The organism is Actinoallomurus iriomotensis (genome assembly GCF_030269445.1).
Lineage (GTDB): Bacteria > Actinomycetota > Actinomycetes > Streptosporangiales > Streptosporangiaceae > Actinoallomurus > Actinoallomurus iriomotensis.
Map to the genome: position 1 here is coordinate 253,204 of NZ_BSTJ01000006.1, position 22,392 is coordinate 275,595.

General features: G+C 70.9%; 18 protein-coding genes and 1 tRNA gene. 5 read left to right on the forward strand and 14 right to left on the reverse strand.

Annotated elements, in window-relative coordinates; genetic code table 11:
- The first annotated feature begins 448 nt into the window (after nucleotides 1–448).
- Both QSK37_RS25050 and QSK37_RS25055 read left to right on the forward strand, forming a co-directional pair.
- Nucleotides 449–1,534, forward strand: a complete 1,086-nt coding sequence (locus QSK37_RS25050; RefSeq protein WP_285579418.1) for an adenosine deaminase — start codon at nucleotides 449–451, stop codon at nucleotides 1,532–1,534.
- The gene (locus QSK37_RS25055; RefSeq protein WP_285625447.1) at nucleotides 1,531–2,145 is read left to right on the forward strand and encodes a PH domain-containing protein; all 615 of its coding nucleotides are present in this window, start codon (nucleotides 1,531–1,533) and stop codon (nucleotides 2,143–2,145) included. The genes QSK37_RS25050 and QSK37_RS25055 overlap by 4 nt, the downstream gene beginning before the upstream one ends.
- Before the next feature lie 19 nt (nucleotides 2,146–2,164).
- Here the strand turns inward: QSK37_RS25055 and QSK37_RS25060 are convergent.
- From QSK37_RS25060 to QSK37_RS25085, 6 genes are all read right to left on the reverse strand, one after another.
- A tRNA-Gly gene (locus QSK37_RS25060) sits at nucleotides 2,165–2,240 on the reverse strand.
- Nucleotides 2,241–2,265: 25 nt separating this feature from the next.
- Nucleotides 2,266–2,907: a response regulator gene (locus QSK37_RS25065; RefSeq protein ID WP_285625449.1), complete on the reverse strand. Its 642-nt coding sequence runs from the start codon at nucleotides 2,905–2,907 to the stop codon at nucleotides 2,266–2,268.
- 199 nt (nucleotides 2,908–3,106) lie between these two features.
- The gene (locus QSK37_RS25070; protein ID WP_285625451.1) at nucleotides 3,107–4,330 is read right to left on the reverse strand and encodes a histidine kinase; all 1,224 of its coding nucleotides are present in this window, start codon (nucleotides 4,328–4,330) and stop codon (nucleotides 3,107–3,109) included.
- Between the two features lie 118 nt (nucleotides 4,331–4,448).
- Nucleotides 4,449–6,095, reverse strand: coding sequence for a phospho-sugar mutase (locus QSK37_RS25075; protein ID WP_285625452.1), 1,647 nt, complete (start codon nucleotides 6,093–6,095; stop codon nucleotides 4,449–4,451).
- 10 nt (nucleotides 6,096–6,105) lie between these two features.
- Complete coding sequence (locus tag QSK37_RS25080; protein WP_285625455.1) at nucleotides 6,106–6,906, reverse strand: purine-nucleoside phosphorylase; 801 nt, start codon at nucleotides 6,904–6,906, stop codon at nucleotides 6,106–6,108.
- A gap of 36 nt (nucleotides 6,907–6,942) precedes the next feature.
- Nucleotides 6,943–7,395: a gamma-glutamylcyclotransferase family protein gene (locus QSK37_RS25085; RefSeq protein WP_285625457.1), complete on the reverse strand. Its 453-nt coding sequence runs from the start codon at nucleotides 7,393–7,395 to the stop codon at nucleotides 6,943–6,945.
- A 70-nt stretch (nucleotides 7,396–7,465) separates the two neighbouring features.
- Here QSK37_RS25085 and QSK37_RS25090 point away from each other — a divergent pair, with 70 nt between their 5' ends.
- The 3 genes from QSK37_RS25090 to QSK37_RS25100 all read left to right on the forward strand — a co-directional run bounded on the left by QSK37_RS25090 (nucleotide 7,466) and on the right by QSK37_RS25100 (nucleotide 12,884).
- Complete coding sequence (locus tag QSK37_RS25090; protein ID WP_285625458.1) at nucleotides 7,466–8,854, forward strand: NAD(P)H-quinone dehydrogenase; 1,389 nt, start codon at nucleotides 7,466–7,468, stop codon at nucleotides 8,852–8,854.
- Between the two features lie 218 nt (nucleotides 8,855–9,072).
- Nucleotides 9,073–12,594 (forward strand): DUF6531 domain-containing protein, encoded by a 3,522-nt coding sequence (locus QSK37_RS25095; protein ID WP_285625460.1) that lies wholly within the window; start codon nucleotides 9,073–9,075, stop codon nucleotides 12,592–12,594.
- 44 nt (nucleotides 12,595–12,638) lie between these two features.
- Nucleotides 12,639–12,884, forward strand: coding sequence for a hypothetical protein (locus tag QSK37_RS25100; RefSeq protein WP_285625463.1), 246 nt, complete (start codon nucleotides 12,639–12,641; stop codon nucleotides 12,882–12,884).
- 27 nt (nucleotides 12,885–12,911) lie between these two features.
- On the opposite strand, the gene QSK37_RS25105 is transcribed toward QSK37_RS25100, so the two are convergent.
- From QSK37_RS25105 to QSK37_RS25140, 8 genes are all read right to left on the reverse strand, one after another.
- Nucleotides 12,912–13,256 (reverse strand): DUF5313 family protein, encoded by a 345-nt coding sequence (locus QSK37_RS25105; protein WP_349497991.1) that lies wholly within the window; start codon nucleotides 13,254–13,256, stop codon nucleotides 12,912–12,914.
- A 24-nt stretch (nucleotides 13,257–13,280) separates the two neighbouring features.
- A complete protein-coding gene (locus QSK37_RS25110) occupies nucleotides 13,281–14,603 on the reverse strand; it encodes a hypothetical protein (protein ID WP_285625465.1) in 1,323 nt (440 codons plus the stop codon).
- Nucleotides 14,604–14,672: 69 nt separating this feature from the next.
- A complete protein-coding gene (locus QSK37_RS25115) occupies nucleotides 14,673–15,782 on the reverse strand; it encodes a hypothetical protein (protein ID WP_285625468.1) in 1,110 nt (369 codons plus the stop codon).
- Complete coding sequence (locus QSK37_RS25120) at nucleotides 15,772–16,833, reverse strand: hypothetical protein (RefSeq protein WP_285625470.1); 1,062 nt, start codon at nucleotides 16,831–16,833, stop codon at nucleotides 15,772–15,774. The genes QSK37_RS25115 and QSK37_RS25120 overlap by 11 nt, the downstream gene beginning before the upstream one ends.
- Nucleotides 16,823–17,959: a hypothetical protein gene (locus tag QSK37_RS25125; protein WP_285625472.1), complete on the reverse strand. Its 1,137-nt coding sequence runs from the start codon at nucleotides 17,957–17,959 to the stop codon at nucleotides 16,823–16,825. Before QSK37_RS25125 ends, QSK37_RS25120 begins: the two co-directional genes overlap by 11 nt.
- Nucleotides 17,956–18,603, reverse strand: coding sequence for a hypothetical protein (locus QSK37_RS25130; RefSeq protein ID WP_285625474.1), 648 nt, complete (start codon nucleotides 18,601–18,603; stop codon nucleotides 17,956–17,958). Before QSK37_RS25130 ends, QSK37_RS25125 begins: the two co-directional genes overlap by 4 nt.
- A 10-nt stretch (nucleotides 18,604–18,613) precedes the next feature.
- The gene (locus QSK37_RS25135) at nucleotides 18,614–20,362 is read right to left on the reverse strand and encodes an acetyl/propionyl/methylcrotonyl-CoA carboxylase subunit alpha (RefSeq protein WP_285625475.1); all 1,749 of its coding nucleotides are present in this window, start codon (nucleotides 20,360–20,362) and stop codon (nucleotides 18,614–18,616) included.
- A gap of 878 nt (nucleotides 20,363–21,240) precedes the next feature.
- Entirely contained in the window at nucleotides 21,241–22,230 is a 990-nt protein-coding gene (locus QSK37_RS25140) for a helix-turn-helix domain-containing protein (protein WP_285625477.1), read from the reverse strand.
- Nucleotides 22,231–22,392 lie beyond the last annotated feature (162 nt).

A 22,392-nucleotide genomic window follows, 5' to 3' on the forward strand; every position in this document is an offset into this window, starting at 1 on the left:
GGCGCGTGATCCGCCGTGGTGGTGCCCTGCGTGCGGCGCACGACCCGCCGCCATGGCGCCGGATCAGCACGTGACCCCCGGGCGAGTCCGTCGGACGGCCGCTGCCGGACCGCCATCGACGGTGATGCCCTGGCGGCCCCCCATTTCCATCCTTCCGTTGGGGGCGGCAGGGGACAAGGCGTTCCACAAGTTGTGGATAACTCTCCGCTCCGGCGGGCGGCCGACAAGTCGAGGTGCCGCTGTTCGGCCAGCTCAGAGCGGCGATCGCCGACTTTTCCACAGGATGCCGCGGTAATCAACAGGCGGTACACAGGCCTGTGGACGGATGCCTCGGCGGTTCCGGCCGGAACCAGGGCGTCGGGGACACGCGACGGCGGCGGCATCGACCGTCCACAGGCAAGAGGATGATCGGCGCCCATCCGGCCTGGCTGCGGGTAATGTGCGACACGTGACCAACCGGCCTTCGCTCGATGACATCCGGCGGGCCCCCAAGGTGTTGCTGCACGATCACCTTGACGGGGGGCTGCGCCCGGCGACCATCGCCGATCTCGCCCGCGAGACGGGCTATGACGGGCTGCCCGCCGCCGACCCGGACAACCTGCGCACCTGGTTCGCCGAGGCGTCCGACTCCGGCTCGCTGGAGCGCTACCTGGAGACCTTCGAACACACGGTCGGCGTCATGCAGACCGCGGAGGCGCTGACCCGGGTCGCGTACGAGTGCGCCGAGGACCTGGCGAGCGACGGCGTCGTGTACGCCGAGGTCCGCTACGCCCCCGAGCAGCACACCCGCAACGGGCTGTCGCTGGAGCAGGTCGTCGAGGCCGTGCTCAAGGGCTTCGCCGACGGCGGCCGCGACTTCGGCATCCGCGTCGGCACGCTGCTGACCGCGATGCGTCACCAGGCGCGCAGCATGGAGATCGCCGAGCTGGCGGTCCGCTACCGCGACGCCGGGGTGGTCGGCTTCGACATCGCCGGCGCGGAGGCGGGGTATCCGCCGACCCGGCACCTCGACGCCTTCGAGTACCTCCAGCGCGAGAACGCCCACTTCACCATCCACGCGGGCGAGGCGTTCGGGCTCCCGTCCATCTGGCAGGCCATCCAGTGGTGTGGCGCCGACCGGCTCGGCCACGGCGTCCGCATCATCGACGACATCACCGACCGCGACGGCGAGCGGCCACAGCTCGGCCGGCTCGCCGCGTACGTGCGCGACAAGCGCATCCCGCTGGAGATGTGTCCCAGCTCCAACGTCCAGACCGGAGCCGCCAAGTCGATCGCCGCCCACCCCATCGGGCCGCTGCGGCGTCTCTACTTCCGCGTGACGGTCAACACCGACAACCGGCTGATGAGCGGCACCACGCTGTCGGAGGAGTTCGCCAAGCTGGTCGAGGCGTTCGACTACGGCTGGGACGACCTGCAGTGGTTCACGGTCAACGCCATGAAGTCCGCCTTCATCGGCTTCGACGAGAGGCTGGAGCTCATCAACGGAGTCATCAAACCCGGCTTCGCGCAGCTGAAGTGGCGTTCGCACGCATGAGCGCCACGGTGTTCCCCAAGGCGGCGCCCGGCGCCCGTACGTTCCTCTCCGGCGGCATCCGGTTCTGCGGCTGGGCCTGGATCGTGTTCGCGGTCCTCAACCTCGCCGACCTCGCCTGGCGGGGCCGCGACATGGCGTCGGTGGTGGCCGCCGCGGTCATGCTGCTGGGCTGCGGCATCGCCTACACCGTCGCGCTGCGCCCGCGCGTCGTCGCCGACGACGAGGCGGTCCGCTTCCACAACCTGCTGCGCGACGTCCGCCTGCCATGGGACGCGATCGACCGCTTCGAGGGCGGCGACGCGGTCTACGCGTACGTCGGCGAGGAGCGGCACCGCGCCTTCGTGCTGCAGACCTCGCCCCGCGCACGCGCCAGGACCGAGCTGAAGGCCCGGCGCGAGGACAAGAAGCTGCCCGAGGCCGTCGCCGAGTACATGCGCGGCCGTACGGCGACCGACTTCACGGTCGAGCAGCTCCGCGAGCTCGCCGCCGAGCGCAAGAAGGACGAGGGCACCCCGGGTACGGTGACGTCGACGTGGGCGTGGCCCGCGATCATGGCGTTGGTCGTACCGGCGGCCCTGACCGTGGTGACCATCATCATCGCGTCCGTCTAGCCGACGGCCCGAAGAAAACTGGAGCGGACGACGGGATTCGAACCCGCGACCCTCACCTTGGCAAGGTGATGCTCTACCAACTGAGCCACGTCCGCGTGACTCCGTAAGAATACCGGATCCTCAGACGAGTCCGGCGTCATGCGCGAGCAGAGCGACCTGAACTCTGTTGTTCAGATCCAGTTTGGTGAGCAGCCGCGAGACGTGCGCCTTGACGGTCGCGACGCTCATGTACAGGTCCTTGCCGATCTGCGCGTTCGACTTGCCCTGCCCGATGGCGACCACGACCTCGCGCTCGCGTTCGCTGAGCTGGTCGAGCAACGCCAGCGCGGGGCTGCGCCGCACCTCGGTGACCTGGGCGATCAGCCGTCGCGTGACGCTCGGAGACAGGATCGGCTCGCCGGCCGCGACCTTGCGGATGGCGTTGATGATGTCGGCCGGCGGCGTGTCCTTGAGCAGGAACCCGCCGGCCCCCGCCCGCAGGGCCCGTACGACGTGCTCGTCCGCGTCGAACGTCGTCAAGATGATGATCTCCGGCGCGCCGTCGCGGCGCCGTACCTGCTCGGTGGCGGCCAGCCCGTCCATCCTCGGCATCCGGATGTCCATGAGCACCACGTCGGGCGCCTGTTCGGCCACGAGCGCGCCGACCTTGTCGCCGTCGTCGGCCTCACCGACGATCCGCAGATCCTCGGCCCCGGCGAGCATCATCGACAGCCCCGTACGGACCAGGGCGTCATCGTCAACGATCAGTACGCGGATGGTCACGCCGCACAGACTAGCCGTCCGCCCGGCAGATCAGCCTCTTTCGCCCTATCCTGAGCAACGGCCGTGTCCTGGACAGTGATTTACGACCTTGCGTGTAGGTCCCTTCGTTCCTCGGCCTGAGCCATTTCGCAGCTGTCCACGCAGATCATCCGCTGATGGGCGCAGTTCGTCTCGGGTTATGAACCGGGGAGCACGTCAATCAGGCGGCGGGCCAGGGGAGCCAGGCGTGCACCCGGAAGTCGCCCTGGCGCGTACGGCCGTGTTCGAGGCGGCCGCCGGCCAGCGTCGCGCGTTCGGTCAGGCCGATGAGGCCCGCGCCCGCGCCGGGGATCTCCGGGGCGGCCTTCACCATCGGGTTGCGCACCTCGACCGTCAGGCCCGTGCCGGCCGCCCCGTCCACCATCACCTGGACGGCCGCCCCGGGCGCGTGCTTGCGGGCGTTGGTCAGTCCCTCCTGGACCGTGCGGTACGCGCTGCGGCCGATGTTGGCCGGCACCTTCGTCACGTCGCGGATGCGGTTCTCCCAGCGGACCGCCATGCCGGCCCGGCGGGACTCGTCGATCAGCGCGGGCAGGTCGGTGAGGCTGGGCTGCGGGCGCTCGGGCGCGCCGTCGCTCGCGTCGTCGCGGAGGACACCGATCACCTCCCGCAGGTCCTGGAGCGCCTGGTGCGCGCTGGCCCGGATCACCCCGGCCGCCTGCGCGATCTCCTCCGAAGGCGCGTCGGGGCGGAACTCCAGCGCGCCCGCGTGCACGCTGAGCAGTGAGATCCGATGGGCGAGCACGTCGTGCATCTCCCGTGCGATGCGGGCGCGCTCCTGGTGGCGGGCCTGCTCGACGCGGAGCTGCTGCTCGGACTCGGCCCGCACCGCGCGGTCGCGCAGCGAGAGGACGAGCTGCCGCCGCGCACGGACGAACATGCCCCACGCGACGACGGCGCCGATGACGATGACCGTCCACAGCAGGCCGACCCAGTACGACTCGTTCGGATCGGGATAGAGCACCGCGTAGACCCCGCCGCTGGCGATGTGCGCGGCGGCGACCAGCGCGACCGTACGGAACCGCCGGTGAACGGCGACGGTGAACACGAGGATGGCCGCAGCGCCGATGGAGGTCACCGAGAGGGCTCCGAAGACGGCGAGGGCGAGCGCGATCGGCACCGGCCAGCGCCGGCGCCACCAGAGCAGCAGGCACGAGGCGGCGCCGAGGATGACGTCGGGCATCCGCGGCGGATGAGGGGCGGGGTGGACGCCATGTCCGGTGACGTACACCATGCAGGCGCCGAAGCCGGACGCCAGCAGGAAGCAGAGGACGTCGATCACCCAGTCGCGGGCGGACCGGCGCACGCGGTCCTCCTCGCCGTTGGCGAGCAACGCGGGAAGCAGCCAAGGGTAGTCCGGCCGGGGGGCCTCGGTGCCGCTCATGGTTCCCTACGGTAAGCGGGGCCGGCGGGCGGCGGGTAGCGACCAAAGTCGACGCTCCCCTAGCCGTCGGTATCAGCCGCTGGCCTGCGCCGATGAGGCCGAGACGCGGTCGAGACGCCTAGAGGCCCAGGGCGTCCGCCATGGCCTCGCGGAGGGCGGTGAGGTCCCCGGCGGCCCGCGTACGGGCCTCCTCCGGCGAGGACGTCACCGGGACGACGACCTCCAGGTAGCACTTGAGCTTCGGTTCGGTGCCGGACGGCCGGACGATCACGCGGCCGCCGTCGGACAGGCGCAGGCGTACCACGTCCGCCGGCGGCAGGCCGTCGAGGCCCTCCGCCAGGTCGTCGACCTCGGTCACCGTACGGCCCGCGAGCTCGCCCGGCGGCGACTCTCGCAGCCGCGCCATCGCGTCCGCGATGACCGACAGGTCCTCCACCCGGACGGACAGCTGCGCCGTCGCGTGCAGGCCGTACCGCCGCGCCTGGTCGTCCAGCAGGTCCAGCAGCGTACGGCCCGACTCCTTGGCCGAGGCGGCCATCGCGGCCACCATGAGGGCCGTGCCGATGCCGTCCTTGTCGCGTACGGGCACGCCGTCGTCGCCGCCCACCGAGTAGCCCAGCGCCTCTTCGTAGCCGTAGACGAGCCGGTCGCGGTCGGTGCCGGCCTTCATGATCCATTTGAAGCCGGTCAGCGTCTCGGCGTGCCGCACGCCGTGCTCCGCCGCGATCGCGCGCAGGAGGGACGAGGACACGATCGTCGTGGCCACGAGCCGGTCGGCCCCATCGGTGTGCCGCAGGACGTACTCCGCGAGCAGACCGCCGACCTCGTCACCGGTCAGCATCCGCCCGCCGGCCGCGACCGCGCACCGGTCGGCGTCCGGGTCGTTGGCGATCACCAGGTCGCGGCCCTTGCCGAGGGCGAGCGCCAGGTCCATGGCTCCGGGCTCCTCCGGGTTCGGGAAGGCCACGGTCGGAAAGTCCGGATCGGGGGCGGCCTGCTCGGCGACGACGTCCGGCTCCGGGAAGCCGCACCAGGCGAACGCCTGGGCCAGCACCGCGCCGCCCACGCCGTGCAGGGGCGTGTACGCGGCCGTCAGGTCGCGCGCCGTCCCGAGCGGCAGCCGGGCCAGCGACCGCAGGTACGCCTCCACGACCGTCTCGTCCAGCACGCGCCAGTCGGTGCCCCGCGGCAGCTCGTCGACCCGGCCGACCGCGTCGATCGCGGTGGAGATCTCCCGGTCGAGCGGCGGGATGATCTGCGCGCCGTCCTCCCAGTAGACCTTGTAGCCGTTGTCCCGGGGCGGGTTGTGGCTGGCCGTGACCATGATCCCGGCGGCGCAGCCCAGGTGGCGCACGGCGTACGCGAGGACCGGCGTCGGCAGCGGCCGGGGCATGAGGTGCACCGTGACGCCCGCACCCGTCAGCACGGCCGCAGAGTCCTCGGCGAACACGTCGGACTTGTGCCGCGCGTCGTACCCGATCACCACCGAGACGCCGCCGGAGGACTCCCGGAGGTCGTCGCGCGAGGTCAGCACCGAGGCCAGGCCCGCCGCGGCGCGCATGACCGTCACGCGGTTCATGCGGTTCGGGCCGGCGCCCAGTTCGCCGCGGAGCCCCGCCGTGCCGAACTCCAGCTTCGCCCCGAACCGGTCGGCCAGCGCCGCCGGGTCGTCGAGCAGGGCCCGCAGCTCCGCCCGCGTCTCCGGGTCGGGATCCTGCCCCAGCCACGCCTCGGCCCGCGCCCTGTCGCCGCCGTGCTCGCTCATGTGCGTCTCCTCAAAGGCCCCGGATGAGCTTCCCGAGCAGTTCGCCCATGCGCGCCGCGGACGCCCGGCCGGCGGCCAGGACCTCCGCGTGGTCCAGCGGCTTGCCGGCCAGCCCGGCGGCGATGTTGGTCACGAGCGAGATGCCCAGGACCGAGGCCCCGCCCTCCCGCGCCGCGATCGTCTCCGGGACGGTGGACATGCCGACCAGGTCCGCGCCGAGCGTCCGCAGCATCCGGATCTCGGCCGGGGTCTCGTACGAGGGGCCGGGCAGCGCCGCGTACACGCCCTCGTACAGGCTGGGGTCGATCTCCTTGGCCAGGGTCCGCAGGGCGGGCGAGTAGGCGTCCGTGAGGTCGATGAAGTTCGGGCCGGCGATGGGGTTGTGGCCGGTGAGGTTGAGGTGGTCGGAGATGAGCACCGGGTCGCCGACCTTCTGCCGTTCGGGCCGGGTGCCCCCCGCGGCGTTGGTCAGCACGACCGTCTTCACGCCCGCCGCGAGGGCCGTACGGACCCCGTGGGCGACCGCCGCGGGCCCGTGGCCCTCGTACAGATGCGTGCGGCCGAGGAACACGAGAGCGGTCTTGTCACCGATCTCGACGAGGCGGATCCGCCCGTAGTGGCCCGGCACCGCCGGGGGCGCGAATCCGGGCAGCTCGGTCATGTTCACCTCGGCCGCGGGCGCGCCCAGCGCGTCGGCGGCGGGCACCCAGCCCGAGCCCATGACCAGGGCGACGTCGAATGAGTCGGCGGAGACGTGCCGGCGCAGCCCGTCGGCCGCCCAGCGGGCGAGATCGTAGGCGTCGTTGCTCACAGCCGCCAAGATTACCCAGGTCTGGCCGGATTCTGATCAGTCGCCGAGGGACTTGCAGGGCCGGGTGCGCAGATCCTTGACGTAGTCGTCCGGCGCTCCGGCCTTCTCCGCCGCGTCGGCGAGAATGCCGAGGTAGCGGGCTGAGGGCAGGCCGCCCTCGTAGGCGTCGAGGACGTAGAGCCACGCGAGCACGTCGCCGTCGAGGGTGGCGATCCGTACGCGGATCTTGCGGTAGACGCCGAGCGCGGCGCCCTCCCACCCGTCCAGCGCCTGCTCGTCGAACTCCGGCACGTCGTACAGCACCACGAAGACGTGCTCGCCGGAGGCCTCGGCCACGGTGGCCAGGGCGCCTTCGAAGCCGACGTTCTCTCCTCCGAAGGTCAGCCGCCAGTCCTGCAACCAGCCCGTGGTGCGCATGGGCGAGTGCGGAGCCCGCTCCGCCATCTGGTCGGGATCCATGTTGGAGGCGTACGCCGCATACAAGGCCACGATCGCCCAGCGTACGGCCTGGGCGACCGTGGCGGCACGTTAACTCCCGGAGTGCGGGAGAATGAAGCATGTGAGTACACGCATAGCCATCATCGGAGGGGGTCCGGGCGGCTACGAGGCCGCGCTCGTCGCCGCGCAGCTCGGCGCCGATGTGACCGTCGTCGAACGCGACGGCCCCGGCGGTGCTTGCGTGCTGACCGACTGTGTGCCCTCCAAGACACTCATCGCGACATCCACCCGCATGGCGACCCTCTCGGAGTCCGCCTCGCTGGGCGTCCGGTTCTCCGGCGGCGCCGACGGCGTCGTGGGCGGCCTGGAGGTCGATCTTCCCCTCGTCAACAAGCGCGTCCGCGAGCTCGCCTGGGCGCAGTCCGCCGACATCGAGGACCGGGTCTCCGCCGAGGGCGTCCGGATCGTCCATGGCGACGCCCGCCTCGTCGACCCGCAGATCGTCGCCGTCGGCGACGAGCGGATCCAGGCCGACGTCGTCCTCATCGCCACCGGTGCGACCCCGCGCGTGCTGCCCGGGTCCGAGCCCGACGGCGAGCGCATCCTCAACTGGCGCCAGCTGTACGAGCTGCCCGAGCTCCCCGAGCATCTGATCGTGGTCGGCTCCGGTGTGACCGGCGCCGAGTTCGCCGGCGCGTACCTCGCTCTCGGGTCGCGTGTGACGCTCGTGTCCTCGCGTGACCACGTGCTGCCCAACGAGGACGAGGACGCCGCCCGCGTGCTCGAGGACGTCTTCCAGCGCCGCGGCATGGAGCTGCTGGCCCGTTCGCGGGCGGCGGGCGTCCGCCGCACCGGCGACGGCGTCGAGGTGACGCTCACCGACGGCCGCAAGGTCGAGGGCTCGCACTGCCTCATGACGGTCGGCATGGTGCCCAACACCAAGGGCCTGGGCCTGGAGGAGGCCGGCGTACGCCTCGACGATCGCGGTTTCGTCCAGGTCGACAAGGTCTCCCGCACGTCGGCGGCCCACGTGTACGCCGCGGGCGACTGCACCGGCGTCCTGATGCTCGCCTCGGTCGCCGCGATGCAGGGCCGGATCGCCATGTGGCACGCCCTCGGCGAGGCGGTGCAGCCGCTGAAGCTCGGCTGGGTGGCGGCGAACATCTTCACCGACCCGGAGGTCGCCGCGGTCGGCGTCACACAGGCCCAGATCGACTCGGGCGAGGTCCCGGCGCGCATCGTGAAGCTGCCGCTGTCGACCAACCCGCGGGCGAAGATGCAGGGCTTCCTCGACGGCTTCGTGAAGCTGTTCTGCCGTCCGGCGACGAGCATCGTCCTGGGCGGCGTGATCGTCGCCCCACGCGCGAGCGAACTGATCCTGGGCCTGTCCATGGCCGTCCAGCAGCACCTGACGGTCGACCAGGTCGCCCACACCTTCGCGGTGTACCCGTCGGTCTCCGGCAGCATCACCGAGGCGTCCCGCCGCCTGATGCAGGAGTCGGCCTACTAAGCTCCGCGCGGTTCCGGACGGTCGCCTATGGTCGGTCCGTGGGAGTTGTGGGAGAGGCAGGGGAAAAGGCGGCTGTAGGGCTTTTCCGGGCCGCCACGAAGCACTTTCAGGTTCCTCAGGTCGCGGTGCGTGACTCCGTGGACCTGACCGGAAGATGGTCCGCCGAAGCCGGCCCTCGGTCATTGGCGGACGCGGTCGGCGGGCTGCCGTCACGATCTGTGGACCGTCGGGTCCTCACCAAGGATCCGATCGACGTCGCCTCGGGTGAGGTGGTGCTCCGCCAGTCCGATGTCGAACTCGCCGGAATTCTGCCGTTGACGGTCGAGCGAACGCATCTGTCGTCCTACCGGGCCGGGGGGTGGTTCGGACGCTCGTGGGCATCCACTCTGGACCAGCGTCTGGAGATCGGGCCGACGAGGGCGTGGTTCGCGGCCGAGGACGGAACGATCGTCACCTATGCCCGGCCTGAGAGGTCCGGCGCGCCGGTCGTACCGGATGCCGGGCCGCGCTGGCCGTTGCGGCTCGCCCACGACGGCACGTACACGATCAGCGATCCGAAAACCGGGCGGACATGGCACTTCGCCGCGACGGGCGATGGCGTCGGCGTCGGCGCACTGCCCATCTCCGCGATATCGGATCGCAATGGGAACCGGATCGAGTTCGAACGCGACGGTTCCGGGACCCCCACGGCGCTGGCGCACTCCTGCGGATACCGGATCGCGGTGGACGTTCACGAGGGCCGGGCGCGGGCGTTGCGGCTCGTCACGGGTCGTGGCGGCCCCGTCGGCGACGGGATCACGCTCGTCCGCTACGGATACGACGAAGCCGGCGATCTCGCCGAGGTCGTGAACTCCTCCGGTCTTCCGCTCCGCTTCTCCTACGACGAAGACGCCCGGTTGACGGGATGGGCCGACCGCAACGGCCATCGTTACCACTACACGTACGACGAGAGCGGGCGCGCCGTCCGGGGCCATGCGCCGGACGGGTTCCTCGCGGTGACGCTCCGCTACGGGGAGACGGACCGCACCACGTCGGTGACCGACTCGCTCGGTCACACCACGCTCTACCGGTGCGACGAACGGGGCCAGATCGTCAGCGAGACGAATCCGCTGGGCGCGGAGACGCTCTACACCTGGGACCGTCACGATCGGCTGCTCTCCCGCACCGACCCGCTCGGCCGGACCACGCGGTTCGGCTACGACGACGCGGGGAACCTGACCACGCTGATCCGGGCGGACGGAAGCCGGATCAGCGCGAGCTATGACGCGCGGAGCCGGCCCCTGGAGATCACGGGGGCCGGCGGTGACCGATGGCGGTTCCGTTATGACACGGCGGGAAACGTGATCGCCGCGGTCGATCCCACGGGTGCGGAGAGCCGATACGGGCGTGACGCGCGCGGCGGACTGACGTCCATAACGGATCCTCTGCGGAACGTGACCCGGATCACCTGCGACGCGGCCGGACTGCCCGCCGAGATCATCGACCCGCTCGGCGCCGTCACGTCCCTGCGGCGCGACGCGTTCGGACGGGTGGTGTCGTTGATCGATCCGGTCGGCGGCGAGACCCGATACGCCTGGAACATCGAGGGAAAGCCGGTCTCGCGAGTGTCGCCGGGCGGCAGCGTCGAACAGTGGCGCTACGACGGCGAAGGCAACCTGATCGCCTACGTCGATGCGGAGGGCCGGGCCACGAGCCTCGAATACGGTCCCTTCGACGTGCCGATCGCGCAGGTCGGCCCGGACGGGGCGCGGCTGCGATTCGAATACGACACGGAGTTGCGGCTGACGTCGGTGACCGACCCTCAGGGACTTGGCTGGCGCTACCGCTATGACGCGACCGGAGATCTCGTCGGAGAAAGCGACTTCAACGGCTGGGAGATCGTCTATCGGCGCGATCCGGCCGGTCAACTGGTCGAGCGGACGGACGGGACGGCCCACTCCACGCGTTTCGTTCGCGATCTGCTCGGCAATGTCGTCGAAAAGCGCCGGCACGTCCTCGGCGGGCCCGCCGTCTCCTGGGAGACCGTCGCGACCTTCTCCTACGATCCGGCCGGCCGGCTGGTGAGCGCCACCAACGCCGACGCCGACGTGCGCCTCGACCGAGACCCGGCCGGACGGGTGGTGGTGGAGACCTGCGACGGCCGCACCGTCACGTCGGTGTTCGACCGGGCCGGCCGCCGCGTGAGACGCATGACGCCGTCGGGCGCCGACGCGCTCTGGGCCTACGACGCCGCCGGCCGCCCGGCGACGATGACGACCGCCGGCCGGTCGGTCGTGTTCGGACGCGATCTCATGGGACGCGAGATCGAGCGCCGCGTCGGCGGCACGCTGCTGGCGCAGGCGTTCGACGGCGATCACCGGTTGATCGAGCAGGCGATGACGGCCGTCTCTCTCGCCGGACCGGGTGACGCCGCGGCCGGGGTGTCGCAGCGTCGCTCGTACCGGTACCGGGCCGACGGTCATCTCACGGCGGTCACCGACCTGCTGAACGGGACGCGCGAGTTCGACGTGGATCCGGCCGGGCGCGTCACCGGAGTCCACGACCCGTCGACGCCCGGCTGGACCGAACGCTACGCGTATGACCGGGCCGGAAACATCACCAACGCCGTCTGGCCGGTACCGCCCGGCGGCGACATCGGCCCGCTGGGCGGCCGGGAGTACGCCGGGACTCTGATCCGCCGAGCCGGCGACATCCACTACGAGCACGACGCGCGGGGCCGGGTCACGCGACGCCGGCGCCGTACGCTCTCCGGCAAGGTCCGCGAATGGCGTTACACGTGGGACGGCGATGACCGGCTCACCGAGGTCGTCACCCCGGACGGCGCGCGGTGGTGCTACCGCTATGACCCGTTCGGCCGCCGTGTCGCCAAACTCCGGCAGAACGACCGCGGAGAGATCATCGAGCGGGTCGACTTCGTCTGGGACGGCACCGTCATCGCCGAGGCCCACGCCGGTGGGCGGGCGACGACCTGGGTGCACGACGGCACCCGGCCATTGGCGCAGACCGAACGCCGGCTGACGCAGGAGGAGGTCGACGAGCGGTTCTACGCCATCGTCACTGATCTGGTCGGTGCACCCACCGAGATCACGGACGCCGACGGCAGGATCGTCTGGCGGCGGCGGGCGACATTGTGGGGCACGGCCGATCCGGTCGTCACCGGTGACATCGACTGCCCGCTACGTTTTCCCGGTCAGTACCACGACCCCGAAACGGGTCTCGCTTACAACGTCCACCGCTATTACGACCCCGATACCGGCCGATACCAGAGCCCCGATCCGCTCGGCCTGTCGCCGCAGCCGAACCCGCACGCCTACGTTCACGATCCGACCGTCGCCGCCGACCCTCTCGGCCTGATGAGCTGCACGGAGGGCAACCCTCTCGTCCTGAACCTCGGGGGAGAGGGCGAAGTGGCCGGCGCGATCAACCTGAACACGCTCATCGCGCCGCTTCGCTCCGAGGCGTCGATACGGGACACCGGACTCCTCGTCGTCGGATCGATGGAGCGAATTCCCTTCGCCGACGGGGTGTTCGATCGGGTGGTCGGCAACAAGATGCCCTTCATGCACGGTGACTTTCCGCAGAACGTGGCGGACGAGTCCTTCCGCGTGCTGCGCCCCGGCGGGACCGTCCAGTTGGGCGCGTCGAACGTCGGCGGAACGGCCTGGGTACCGTATCTGGAGAGAGCCAACTTCGCGGACATCCAGGTCCAGGGGAGACACGCGATCGGAGTCCGACCATGAGCCCTTCTCCATCTCCGGGCCGGGATTTCCTGCGATCGCGGCCGGTGCCTCCGGCGCCGTCCGCGGAGTTCGACCAATGGCTCGACGCCTGCCGTGCCCTCGGCCCGGAAAGCGCTCCGGCTCTTCTCGATGCCCTCGAACACGGGGACGAGGGCGAGCAGTACGGCGCCGTCGTCTGCCTCCGCCAGTTCGGCTACGAGGCGTGGGCCGAGGGATACGGCGAGGAGCTCAGGTACACCGTCCGCTTTCCCGACGGCGAGGAGAAACTGATCGAGCCCGACCAGCGTTAGATTCGTCCACAGGCTGTGGACAAGGCGTCAGCGCGGAGAACGGTCGTCGGGTTCGGAGTCGTCGGGGATCGGCAGGGCGTGCTGGCGCAGCCGGGCACGGCGGATGTCGTTCGAGTTGACCATGACGACGAACGTGCTGCTCAGCAGGGCCAGCAGGCCCACCGCGACGCGGATGCCCCACGGGGCGGGCAGCAGGCCGAGCAGCACGCACACCGGCACCATGAGCGCGAGGTGGCGGGCCAGCATGCGGCCGCGCCACCCCGCGTCGGTCAGGTCGTGCCGGACCCAGCCGTGGTTCTCCTCCGGCAGCCGGAACCCCGCGGCGTACCGGAGAAGCCGCAGGGGGCCCGGGTCACCGGGCAGCCGGCTCAGGACCGGCTCCCGTCGGCGGGTGCGTTACCAGTCGCCTCCGCCGAAGTCGCCGCCACCGAAGTCGCCACCGTCGAAGCCTCCGAAGTCGCCGCCGCCGATGTCGAAACCGCTGTCGCCGCCGCCGACGTCACCGGAGTCGAAGCCACCGTCGAAGCCACCTCCGCCCCAGCCGCCTCCCCAGCCACCGCCGAGGCCGCCGCTGAAGATCGAGCCGAGCGCCGTGCCGATCAGCAGACCACTCAGCATGTCACCACCGCCGAAGCCGGAGTAGTAGCCCCCGGCGTAAGGCGCGTACATCGGTCCGGCGTCCCAGTAGGGCCGCTGGTAGCCGCCGACGGTCACCATGCGCGCGTCCGGCGTCTGGCCGGACAGCACCCGCTGGGCGTCGGCCGCGCACGCGGGCACCGACCGCGGCGCGCCGCCCGGCGGCGCCCAGGAGACGTCCTGCACCGAGGGGCCGTGCTGCGGGTTGAAGAAGCAGGGCGCCCGCCGCTCGGGCACCGGCCGTCCGTCGAGCCGCGCGCGTACCGCGGTCATGAAGTAACGGCCGTCCTCCAGCGCCGTGGTGACGTTGCGCATGTCCTCGGGCCGCTTGGCGGCGTCGACCGCGGCCTTGGCCTGGTCGTAGGAGTTCAGCGCCTTCTGGTAGTCGTCCCTGGCCGCCGGGTCGAGGTCACGGTCCATGACGTTGAGGTTGAGCCCGGAGATGTCCTCACCGAGCCGCGTGACGTCCTCGTACACGCTCTCCTTGAGCTCGGCCATCTCCTGCTCCTTGCGCCGCTTGCGCCGGCGGGAGACGAACACGATGGCGAACACCGCCCCGAGGACGATGAGCACGAGGACGCCGAGCAGGACGAACGCCGCGGCGGCGCCGGAGCTGTTCTTGTCCTTGATCGCCTTGTTGAACTGCTGGTTGAGGTTGAGCAGCAGGTCCTTGAGGCTGGACGACTGCCCGCGCGCCTGCGCGACGAGGTCGCTGACCTTGCTGCTGCCCAGCCCCTCGTGGGATCCGGCGATCACCTTGGAGCCCCGGCCGTCGAGCATGATCAGCGTGCCCTTGCGGCCCAGGGCGCGGTCGAGCTGGGTGAGGCCGCTCGCGCTGACGCGCTCGGTCTTGACGACCGCGATCCGGATCGTTGAGTCGTCGTCCTTCAACGCGCTGATCACGGACTGCCGGTCGGCCGAGGACAGCGTCGCGCCGGCGTCCTGGGACAGGTAGAACCGCTGAGACTTCAGCCCTTGCACGACGCTGTTGAACGGATCCGCGCCGGCAGGCGACGCGAGTCCGAAGAGCATGGCAACGATCACGGCCAGGACGGCGGGGATCGTCAGACGGCGTATCTTCATGAGGCCTTCAGGTGAGCAGTTTTTGCCTTTGTTTTACTACGACGGACGAGCCGGCGAGTCGGTTCCGGATCAGCGGCGGCGGAGCTCACCGCGCAGCACACGCTGCACCAGGTCTCCCCTGAACTGACCGTAGCCGGTTGTGGCCCACACGCTACGCGCGGGATCCACCTCGTAGTACGGAGTCGCGCCGTCCCGCAGCACGTCGGGGGTCTCCCGGGCCCGTACGGCCTTCGCGCAGGTGGCACAGGCCCGCACCGTGATCCGCTCGCGGCCGCCGACCGCACGCCACCGCACCGACACCGGACCGTCGCCGTGCAGCGGGTTGAAGAAGCACAGCGGCGTCGGCCCCCGCCCGCCACGGGCGGCCTCCGACGCGTCGTGCCCCATGTCGATCAACACCAGCACTCCGGCCAGGTCCGGCACCGTACGGGCCGCGTCGAGCGCCTTGCCGGCCGCGCTGTACGCGTCGAGCGCCTCGCGCAGGCGGCCGGCGTCGCCCTGGGCGTCATCCAGCGCCTCACCCAGCCTGACCAGCTCCGCCTCGGCGTGTTCGCGCAGCGAGGCGGCCGAGCGGGCGTCGGTCAGCACCGGCCGCGGCCGCCGCCGGACCACACGCGTGCGCCGCCACCGCCAGACCGCGAGGGCCGCGACGGCGGCCACGGCGACCGACCCGCCGCCGACGGCGTACGCGGCGGTGTGCCCGCCGGAGCGCCCGTCCTGCCGCCGTGGCTCACGAATCCGCTCGTCAAGCGCGTTGGACTGCTTCTCGTACTCCGCGTGCGCCCGCCCGGAAGTGATCAGCTGGACGCACCGGATCAGCCGGTCCGTGAGCGAGGCGCTGTCCAGGGCCGGGTCCAGGTTCACCGCCCCGGCCGCCTGGATGGCGTCGCGGTCGACGCCGTACTCCTGCGCGCTGATGTCGTTCGGCGAACCTTCGTCCAGGGTCAGGACGACGCAGTCGCGGCGGAGTCGGCGGTGCACCGCGTCGGCGAGATGCTCGGCGTCCGGGAACTCGCCGCCGGCCGCCAGCGGCACGATCACCGCGAACACCGGCACCGGCGCGGCCTTCACCGCCGCCACCAGCCGCCGAGGCTCCGGCACCGCGGAGGTGAGCGACGGCGCCACGTACACCGGAGACCGCCGCAGCGAGGCGACGATCTTCGTCAGGTCACTCGCCAAGGACCCTCCCGACCAGGTCGCCGAGCTGCCCGTACCCGGTCTCGGCCCAGGGCGTCGCGGCCTCGTAGTACGGGCGGCCCCGGTCGAGGAGGACGTCGGGCGCCCGCCGGTCGCGTACCGCCTTGGCACACGTCGCGCACACGCTCACCTCGAGCCTCGGACGCGTGCCGGGCGCCCGCCAGCGCACCGTGATCACACCTTCGCCGTGGCGGGGGTCGAAGTAACACAGCGGCGGGCCGCCTTTGCCCTTCTGGACCAGGGCGAGCACGCCCGCGAGGTCGGCGGTGGACCGCGCCCGGTCGAAGGCACGGCCGGCGGCCGTGTAGGCGTCGAGGGCCGGCTCGCCTCCCTCCAGGGACTCGCCGAGCGCGACCAGCTCCGTCTCGGCGCGGGCGCGCAGCTCGTCCTCGCCCGCCTCCCGCGCGGTGCCGAACACGGTGTGGGGGAGACGCAACGCCTCCACGGCGGCGCGGGCCCGGCGGCGGCGCAGCCACAGCAGACCGGCCACCGCGAGCACGACGGCGCCCGCCGCGGCCGGTACGACGACCGGGAAGCCGTCGTCGTCCTTCGCGTGCGGCCGGGGCGCGGCGGACGGGCGCGGGGTGAACGCCGCGTCGTGATCCTGCTCGTACGCCTCGGAGCCCTTGCCCGTCGCGATCAGGTCGACGCACCGGGCGAGCCGCGCCGCGAGTGTCTTGTAGCGCTTCTCGTACGAGACCGCCCAGCCCGCGTCGTTCGCCGCCTGCCTCTGCTCGTCGGTGCCGCCCCACGTGGCGACGTCGAAGACGTCGCCGAAGTCGGTGTTGAGCGTGACGTAGGCTCCGTCGCGGCCCAGGTACGACTGCACGACCGTCGTGACCTGCGTCGAGCTCTGCCAGGTGCTGCCGGCGACGATCGGCACGAGGATCACGAAGATGGGGGTCTTCGACCGCCGGATCCGCCGCACGATCTGGTCGCGGCGCGCCTTCGGCAGCGCGGTCTCGTACGCCGGGTCGACGTAGATCGGCGTGCGGCGCAGCACCCGGGCGATCGCGGCCCCGTCACTCGACACCGAGGTACTCCAGTACGTGTTCGGGCAGGTTCTCGTCCGTCCCGCGGATCTTCTCCCAGACTCCGGGAGCCTCGTAGTACGGGCGTTCGCGGCCGTCGACCACGAGCGCCAGCGGCCGGTGCCGGCTCGCCTTGGCGCAGTCCTCGCACATCGGCTGCCGCCGGCGGGACAGGCCGCCGAGGGCCGTCCGTACGCGGCGCGCGGCGGTGCCGTGCAGCGGGTTGACGACGCAGCGCGGTTCGGGGTCCGCGGTGCCGCCGCGCAGCGCGTCCTGCCCGTCGAGTGCGAGCACGACCACGGCGAAGCGGCTGCCCGGGTCCTGTTTCTCGTCCCACAGCAGCTTGGCGGCATCGTAGTCGGCCATCGCCCGCGGGTACCCGGGATCGTCCTCACCGGCCGCGCCGATCGCCCGCGCCAGCCGTACGAGCTCGGCCCAGGCCATGCGCCGCAGCCGCCGCGGACGCAGCCTCGTCGCGGTGCCGCGCGCCCCGCGGACGGCGGCGAGCACCACGGCGACGATCCACCACAGGAGGGCGAGCAGCACGCCGCTGACGGCGAGCGCGGCGAAGAACGTCTTGACGAACTGCCCGGCAAGTCCGACCTTGGTGGGCTTCTTGCCGGACGAGTCGGCGTCGGGCGCGTCCGGCACCGGCGGGTCGGACGGCTTGGCGGCGGGCGCGTGGGCGAACGCGTCGATGACGTCGTGCAACCGCTGCGGAAGCGGCTTGCCGTTCGTCACCTGGGAGAACTCCAGGGTGTCGTCGCGCGGCACCCGGTAGGAGGTCCAGTCGAGCGAGCCGCGCTGGTCGGAGACCACATAGACGCCGTTCCGGCCGAGCCGGCGGTGCAGCAGGTAGGTGAAGTAGTCGGCGTCGCCGGCCGACTCGTCGTCGGAGTCCAGCGGGACGACGGCCAGGTAGATCGGCACTCCCGCACCGGCGATCTGCCGGCCCAGCGCCGTACGGTCGCGCGCGTTCAGCAGGGAGGACACGTCGGGATCGACGAACACCGGCGACTGTCGCAGCGCCGCCGCGACCCGGTCGATCCGCGCCGTCGAGACCGGGGCGCCGGTGGCGGGGGCGCCCGTGGTGGCGAGGGCGAGCGCGGCCGCCGCGATCAGCCTCATCGCGTCTTGCCGTTCTTCTTCCCTCTGCCGCGCAGCCGCACGACGAGGATCCACAGCGCGGCGAGCAGCGCGACGCCCATGCCGGAGTACACGCCCGCCTGCTGGGCCAGGTCGGTCTCGTCGACGGCCTCGGGGTACGGCTTGACCTTGTGACCGGCCCGATCCTTGGCGTACGCCTTGTCGTAGCGCTGCTGCGCCTGCCCGGACCGGAGGTCGTCGACGAACCGCTCGATGACCCGCACGACGCCGGCGTTGTACGGCTCGGAGATGGTGACCTCGCGCTCGGCCGCGGTGACCGGGAGATTCGTACCGAACTGCTCGACCGTGAGGCCGATGCCGCTCGGAGGGACGACGAGGTACACGCCGCTGCGGCCGAGCTTGTCGTGCAGCAGTGCGATGAGGCGGTCGGGGCCGCCCTGCGGATCGTTCTCCGGGGTCACGTCGGAGACGACCGCCGCGTACGTGGGCACCGGCATCCGCCTGATCGCCGTACGGATCCGCGCCGCGTCCCGCGCCGTGATGGCACGGGGCGCCAGGTCGGTGATGAACACCGGGTCGCGGGCGAGTCGCTCCGCGACGTAGTCGGCGCGCGTGACCGGCGGGGCCGTTACCGCGAGCGCCGTTCCGACGATGAGGGGGATCATCGGAGTCGGCTCAGGCGTCCTTGATCTCGCAGATCACCGCGCCGCTGGACACCGTCTGGCCGACCTCGGCGCCGAGCCCGGTCACGGTGCCGGCCTTGTGCGCGGTGAGCGGCTGCTCCATCTTCATCGCCTCGAGCACCACGATCGGGTCGCCGGCCGCGACGGTCGCGCCGTCCTGCGCGACGACCTTGACGATCGTGCCCTGCATCGGGCTGACCAGGGCGTCGCCCCCGGCCTGCTGTGCGCTGGACTTCTTCTTGCTCTGGCGCTTCGCCGGGCCCTTGCCGGCCGTCGCGGCGGTCGCCGCTCCGAGCCCGGCGGGCAGCACGACCTCGATGCGCTTGCCGCCGACCTCGACCGTGACCTTCTCGCGCTCTTCCGGCTCCGCCGCCTCGGCCGCACCCTCGTACGGCGGGATCTGGTTGTCGAACTCCGTCTCGATCCACCGGGTGTGCACGCGGAACGGCTCATCGGTGAACGCCGGGTCCGCCACGACCACCCGGTGGAACGGAATGACGGTCGGCATGCCCTCGATCTCGAACTCGTCCAGCGCCCGCCGGGCCCGCTGGAGGGCCTGCTTTCTGGTGGCACCGGTGACGACCAGCTTGGCGATCATCGAGTCGTACATCTGGGGGACGGTCATGCCCTGCTCGAACCCGGTGTCGAGCCGCACGCCGGGCCCGCTGGGCGGGCTCCAGGTCCGTACGGTGCCGGGCGCGGGAAGGAAGTTGCGCCCGGCGTCCTCGGCGTTGATCCGGAACTCGAAGGAATGCCCGCGCAGCACGGGGTCGCCGTACCCGATCGTCTCCCCGTCGGCGATCCGGAACTGCTCGCGCACGAGGTCGACGCCCGCCACCTCTTCGCTCACCGGGTGCTCGACCTGAAGGCGGGTGTTGACCTCGAGGAAGGAAATCGTGCCGTCCTGGCCGACGAGGAACTCACAGGTGCCCGCGCCGACGTATCCGGCCTCTTTCAGGATGGCCTTGGAGCTGTCGTACAGGGTCTGGATCTGCTCGTCGCTGAGGAACGGCGCAGGGGCCTCCTCGACCAGTTTCTGGTGACGCCGCTGCAGGGAGCAGTCACGCGTCGAAACGACGACGACGTTGCCCTCCTTGTCGGCGAGGCACTGCGTCTCGACGTGACGCGGCCGGTCGAGGTACCGCTCGACGAAGCACTCCCCACGCCCGAACGCGCCCACGGCCTCCCGTACGGCGGAGTCGTAGAGATGGGGGATCTCCTCGATGGTCCGCGCGACCTTCAGCCCTCGCCCACCACCGCCGAACGCCGCCTTGATCGCGACCGGCAGGCCGTGCTCCCGGGCGAACGCGACGACCTCGTCGGCGTCCTGCACCGGGTCCTTGGTGCCGGCGACGAGGGGCGCCCCGACCTTCTGCGCGATGTGCCGGGCCTCGACCTTGTCCCCGAGCGCCTGGATGGCCCGGGGCGGCGGCCCGATCCAGATGAGCCCCGCGTCGATCACGGCCGTGGCGAAGTCGGCGTTCTCGGCGAGAAAGCCGTACCCGGGGTGGACGGCGTCGGCGCCGCTCTCTTTGGCGACGTTGAGGAGCTTGTCAATGTCGAGGTAACTCTCGGCCGCACTCTGCCCACCGAGCGCGTACGCCTCGTCGGCCACCTTGACGTGCAGCCCGTCGAGATCCGGCTCGGAGTACACGGCCACGCTGAGAATCCCCGCGTCCTTACAGGCACGCGCAATCCGGACCGCGATCTCCCCACGATTGGCGATCATCACCTTACGCACGTGCACTCCTCGCTCTCGCCGACCGCCCAAGAGTCTAGGCAAACCGGATTCGCCCCACCGCAACGCCCGCCCGGTTGGCGCGACGCATCCAGCGGGTTACGTGGACGAGGCGCACTCTTCGAGGGGGTTATCAGGCCTGCCCGATAGCGCCGGGAGTTACACAGTCGGCTTCGTTTCGGGCCGCGGCGGCACTCGCGTCCGATACTCGTGGGTCATTACCGCGGCCGCCGAGGAGGCGGCAGCCGACGCTGCCATATCGCCTTCCACCGCTCTTCCGCGTCCTGCCGATGCCCGGCCGGGAGATAGGCGCGTTTCAGCCTGCGGGGATCCTCACACACGCCGCACGTTGGACATATCCCCACAGGTACGTGAGGTCCCGCGCACCCGGCACAGAACTCCGCTCCCGTCCGCCACCGCTCGATGACCCGCCCGATCACAACCGAGAGCCGCTCACCGGGGTGCACCTCCGGGTCCGGGCAGTACAGCCCGAGCCGCGGCAGGTCAGCAGGGTCGGGCACCCGCCGCATCGCCTTCTCGACGCGACGTCGACGTTCGTACACGATCAGCTGGGGCAGCCATAGGTCACGTGCCTCACCGAGCTCATCGACGGCCCGGACCAGCGAGTGCGGGTCGGCCCCCAGGTGCTCGGGTATCCCGTTTCTGACGATGAGGTGATGCCAGGTGGCGCGGAAGCCATACGGCCCGAACCGCAGGGCACACTCTCGCAACGCCCACAACCGGCGTCTCAGCGGCTCCTGCTCGTCACGCACACGCCGAGCAGCCGCAGGAAAACTCGTCATCTGGCTCCATGGGCCCGAACACCGCCGACCATCTCAGTCACGGTCCTCTTCCGGATTCCTGACCTCCGGAGCCCGTTTTCACGGCCGCGCACGGTCACTTGGAGATCCATCCTCCTCACCCGGTCCTGGTGACCTGCGATCCGAAAGCCCGATGACCGCGGTCAAGTGGTCAAGAAGGCCGTTGTGCTCCCCTCGCATAGCGGATCGACACGGCTGCTCTTGCGCCACGGAGCAGAGATAGACAAGTCCGTCAACGTCCTCTCCTGCTAGCCGTACTTCCGCGCTATCTCGTGGATCAGTTTCACGAGTCGACTGCCGTGTGAGCCGTCGGGCGTAGATGGTCAAAGCGGACGCCTGCAGCGCTGATGTCCGCCTTGCGGTCCAAGGAGATCGTGCCGGTGACCGTCTCGACGGAGAGCACGTCTGGATCGTCGTCAAAGGAGAGGACGCTGAACGCCCCGGCCATGACACATGCCCACCGGCGTTGAACGGGATCACCTGGATGGTGACCTCGGGCCGATGCGCGACGCGACTGAGCTGCTGCAACTGTCCCCGCACCACATCCGGGCCGCCGACCTCGCGGTGCATCGACGCCTCATCCAGAATCGCCCACAACCGGAGCGGCGAATCGAGACCGATGACCTCCTGTCGTTGCATGCGTAGCTCCACTCGGCGCTGAACTTCGAGGTCAGTGAGCTCGAGCGGCCATGTCGCCGACACAATTGCCCGCGCATAGTCCTCAGTCTGCAGGAGACCGAGGATGGTGAGCGGCGTGTGGATAGGCAGGGACGAGGCGGCGGACTCCAGGTCGATGTAGTTGGCCAGGTTCTTGAACGAGGCGAGGACGTCGTTGTAGGGCTGCCGCCAAGCCTGTGGCTTGAGGTCCTTGCAGAGCTGGATGAGAGCTGTGCGCGTCTCGTCGTTGACGCCGTAAATGTTGAGCAGGTCGGAGACGTCGTTCCAAGGTACGGCGGCCCGCGCCTTCTCAGTGCGTGACAACTTCGACACCGACCAGCCGAGTTCCTCGCCGACATCCTCGCCTGTGAGGCCGGCGGCCTCGCGAAGCACATTGCGTCAGGTACGAAACGCCCGCTTGATCACCGCCGAGGTCCTCGGGACACCATTCCTGCATCGACGACGCAGTGCTTCTTGCGAGCGAGACCGCCACCAACGCCATCCGGCATACCGACTCCGCGCTGCCGGAAGGTGGTTCGCGCTGACCGCCGAGCA

Excerpts from the sequence above, each read along its gene's own strand:
- QSK37_RS25075 (WP_285625452.1), bottom strand. The coding sequence starts at position 6,095 with ATGAGCGAGCACGGCGGCGACAGGGCGCGGGCCGAGGCGTGGCTGGGG.
- QSK37_RS25130 (WP_285625474.1), bottom strand. The coding sequence starts at position 18,603 with ATGATCCCCCTCATCGTCGGAACGGCGCTCGCGGTAACGGCCCCGCCG.
- QSK37_RS25055 (WP_285625447.1), top strand. The coding sequence starts at position 1,531 with ATGAGCGCCACGGTGTTCCCCAAGGCGGCGCCCGGCGCCCGTACGTTC.
- QSK37_RS25110 (WP_285625465.1), bottom strand. The coding sequence starts at position 14,603 with ATGAAGATACGCCGTCTGACGATCCCCGCCGTCCTGGCCGTGATCGTT.
- QSK37_RS25125 (WP_285625472.1), bottom strand. The coding sequence starts at position 17,959 with ATGAGGCTGATCGCGGCGGCCGCGCTCGCCCTCGCCACCACGGGCGCC.
- QSK37_RS25070 (WP_285625451.1), bottom strand. The coding sequence starts at position 4,330 with ATGAGCGGCACCGAGGCCCCCCGGCCGGACTACCCTTGGCTGCTTCCC.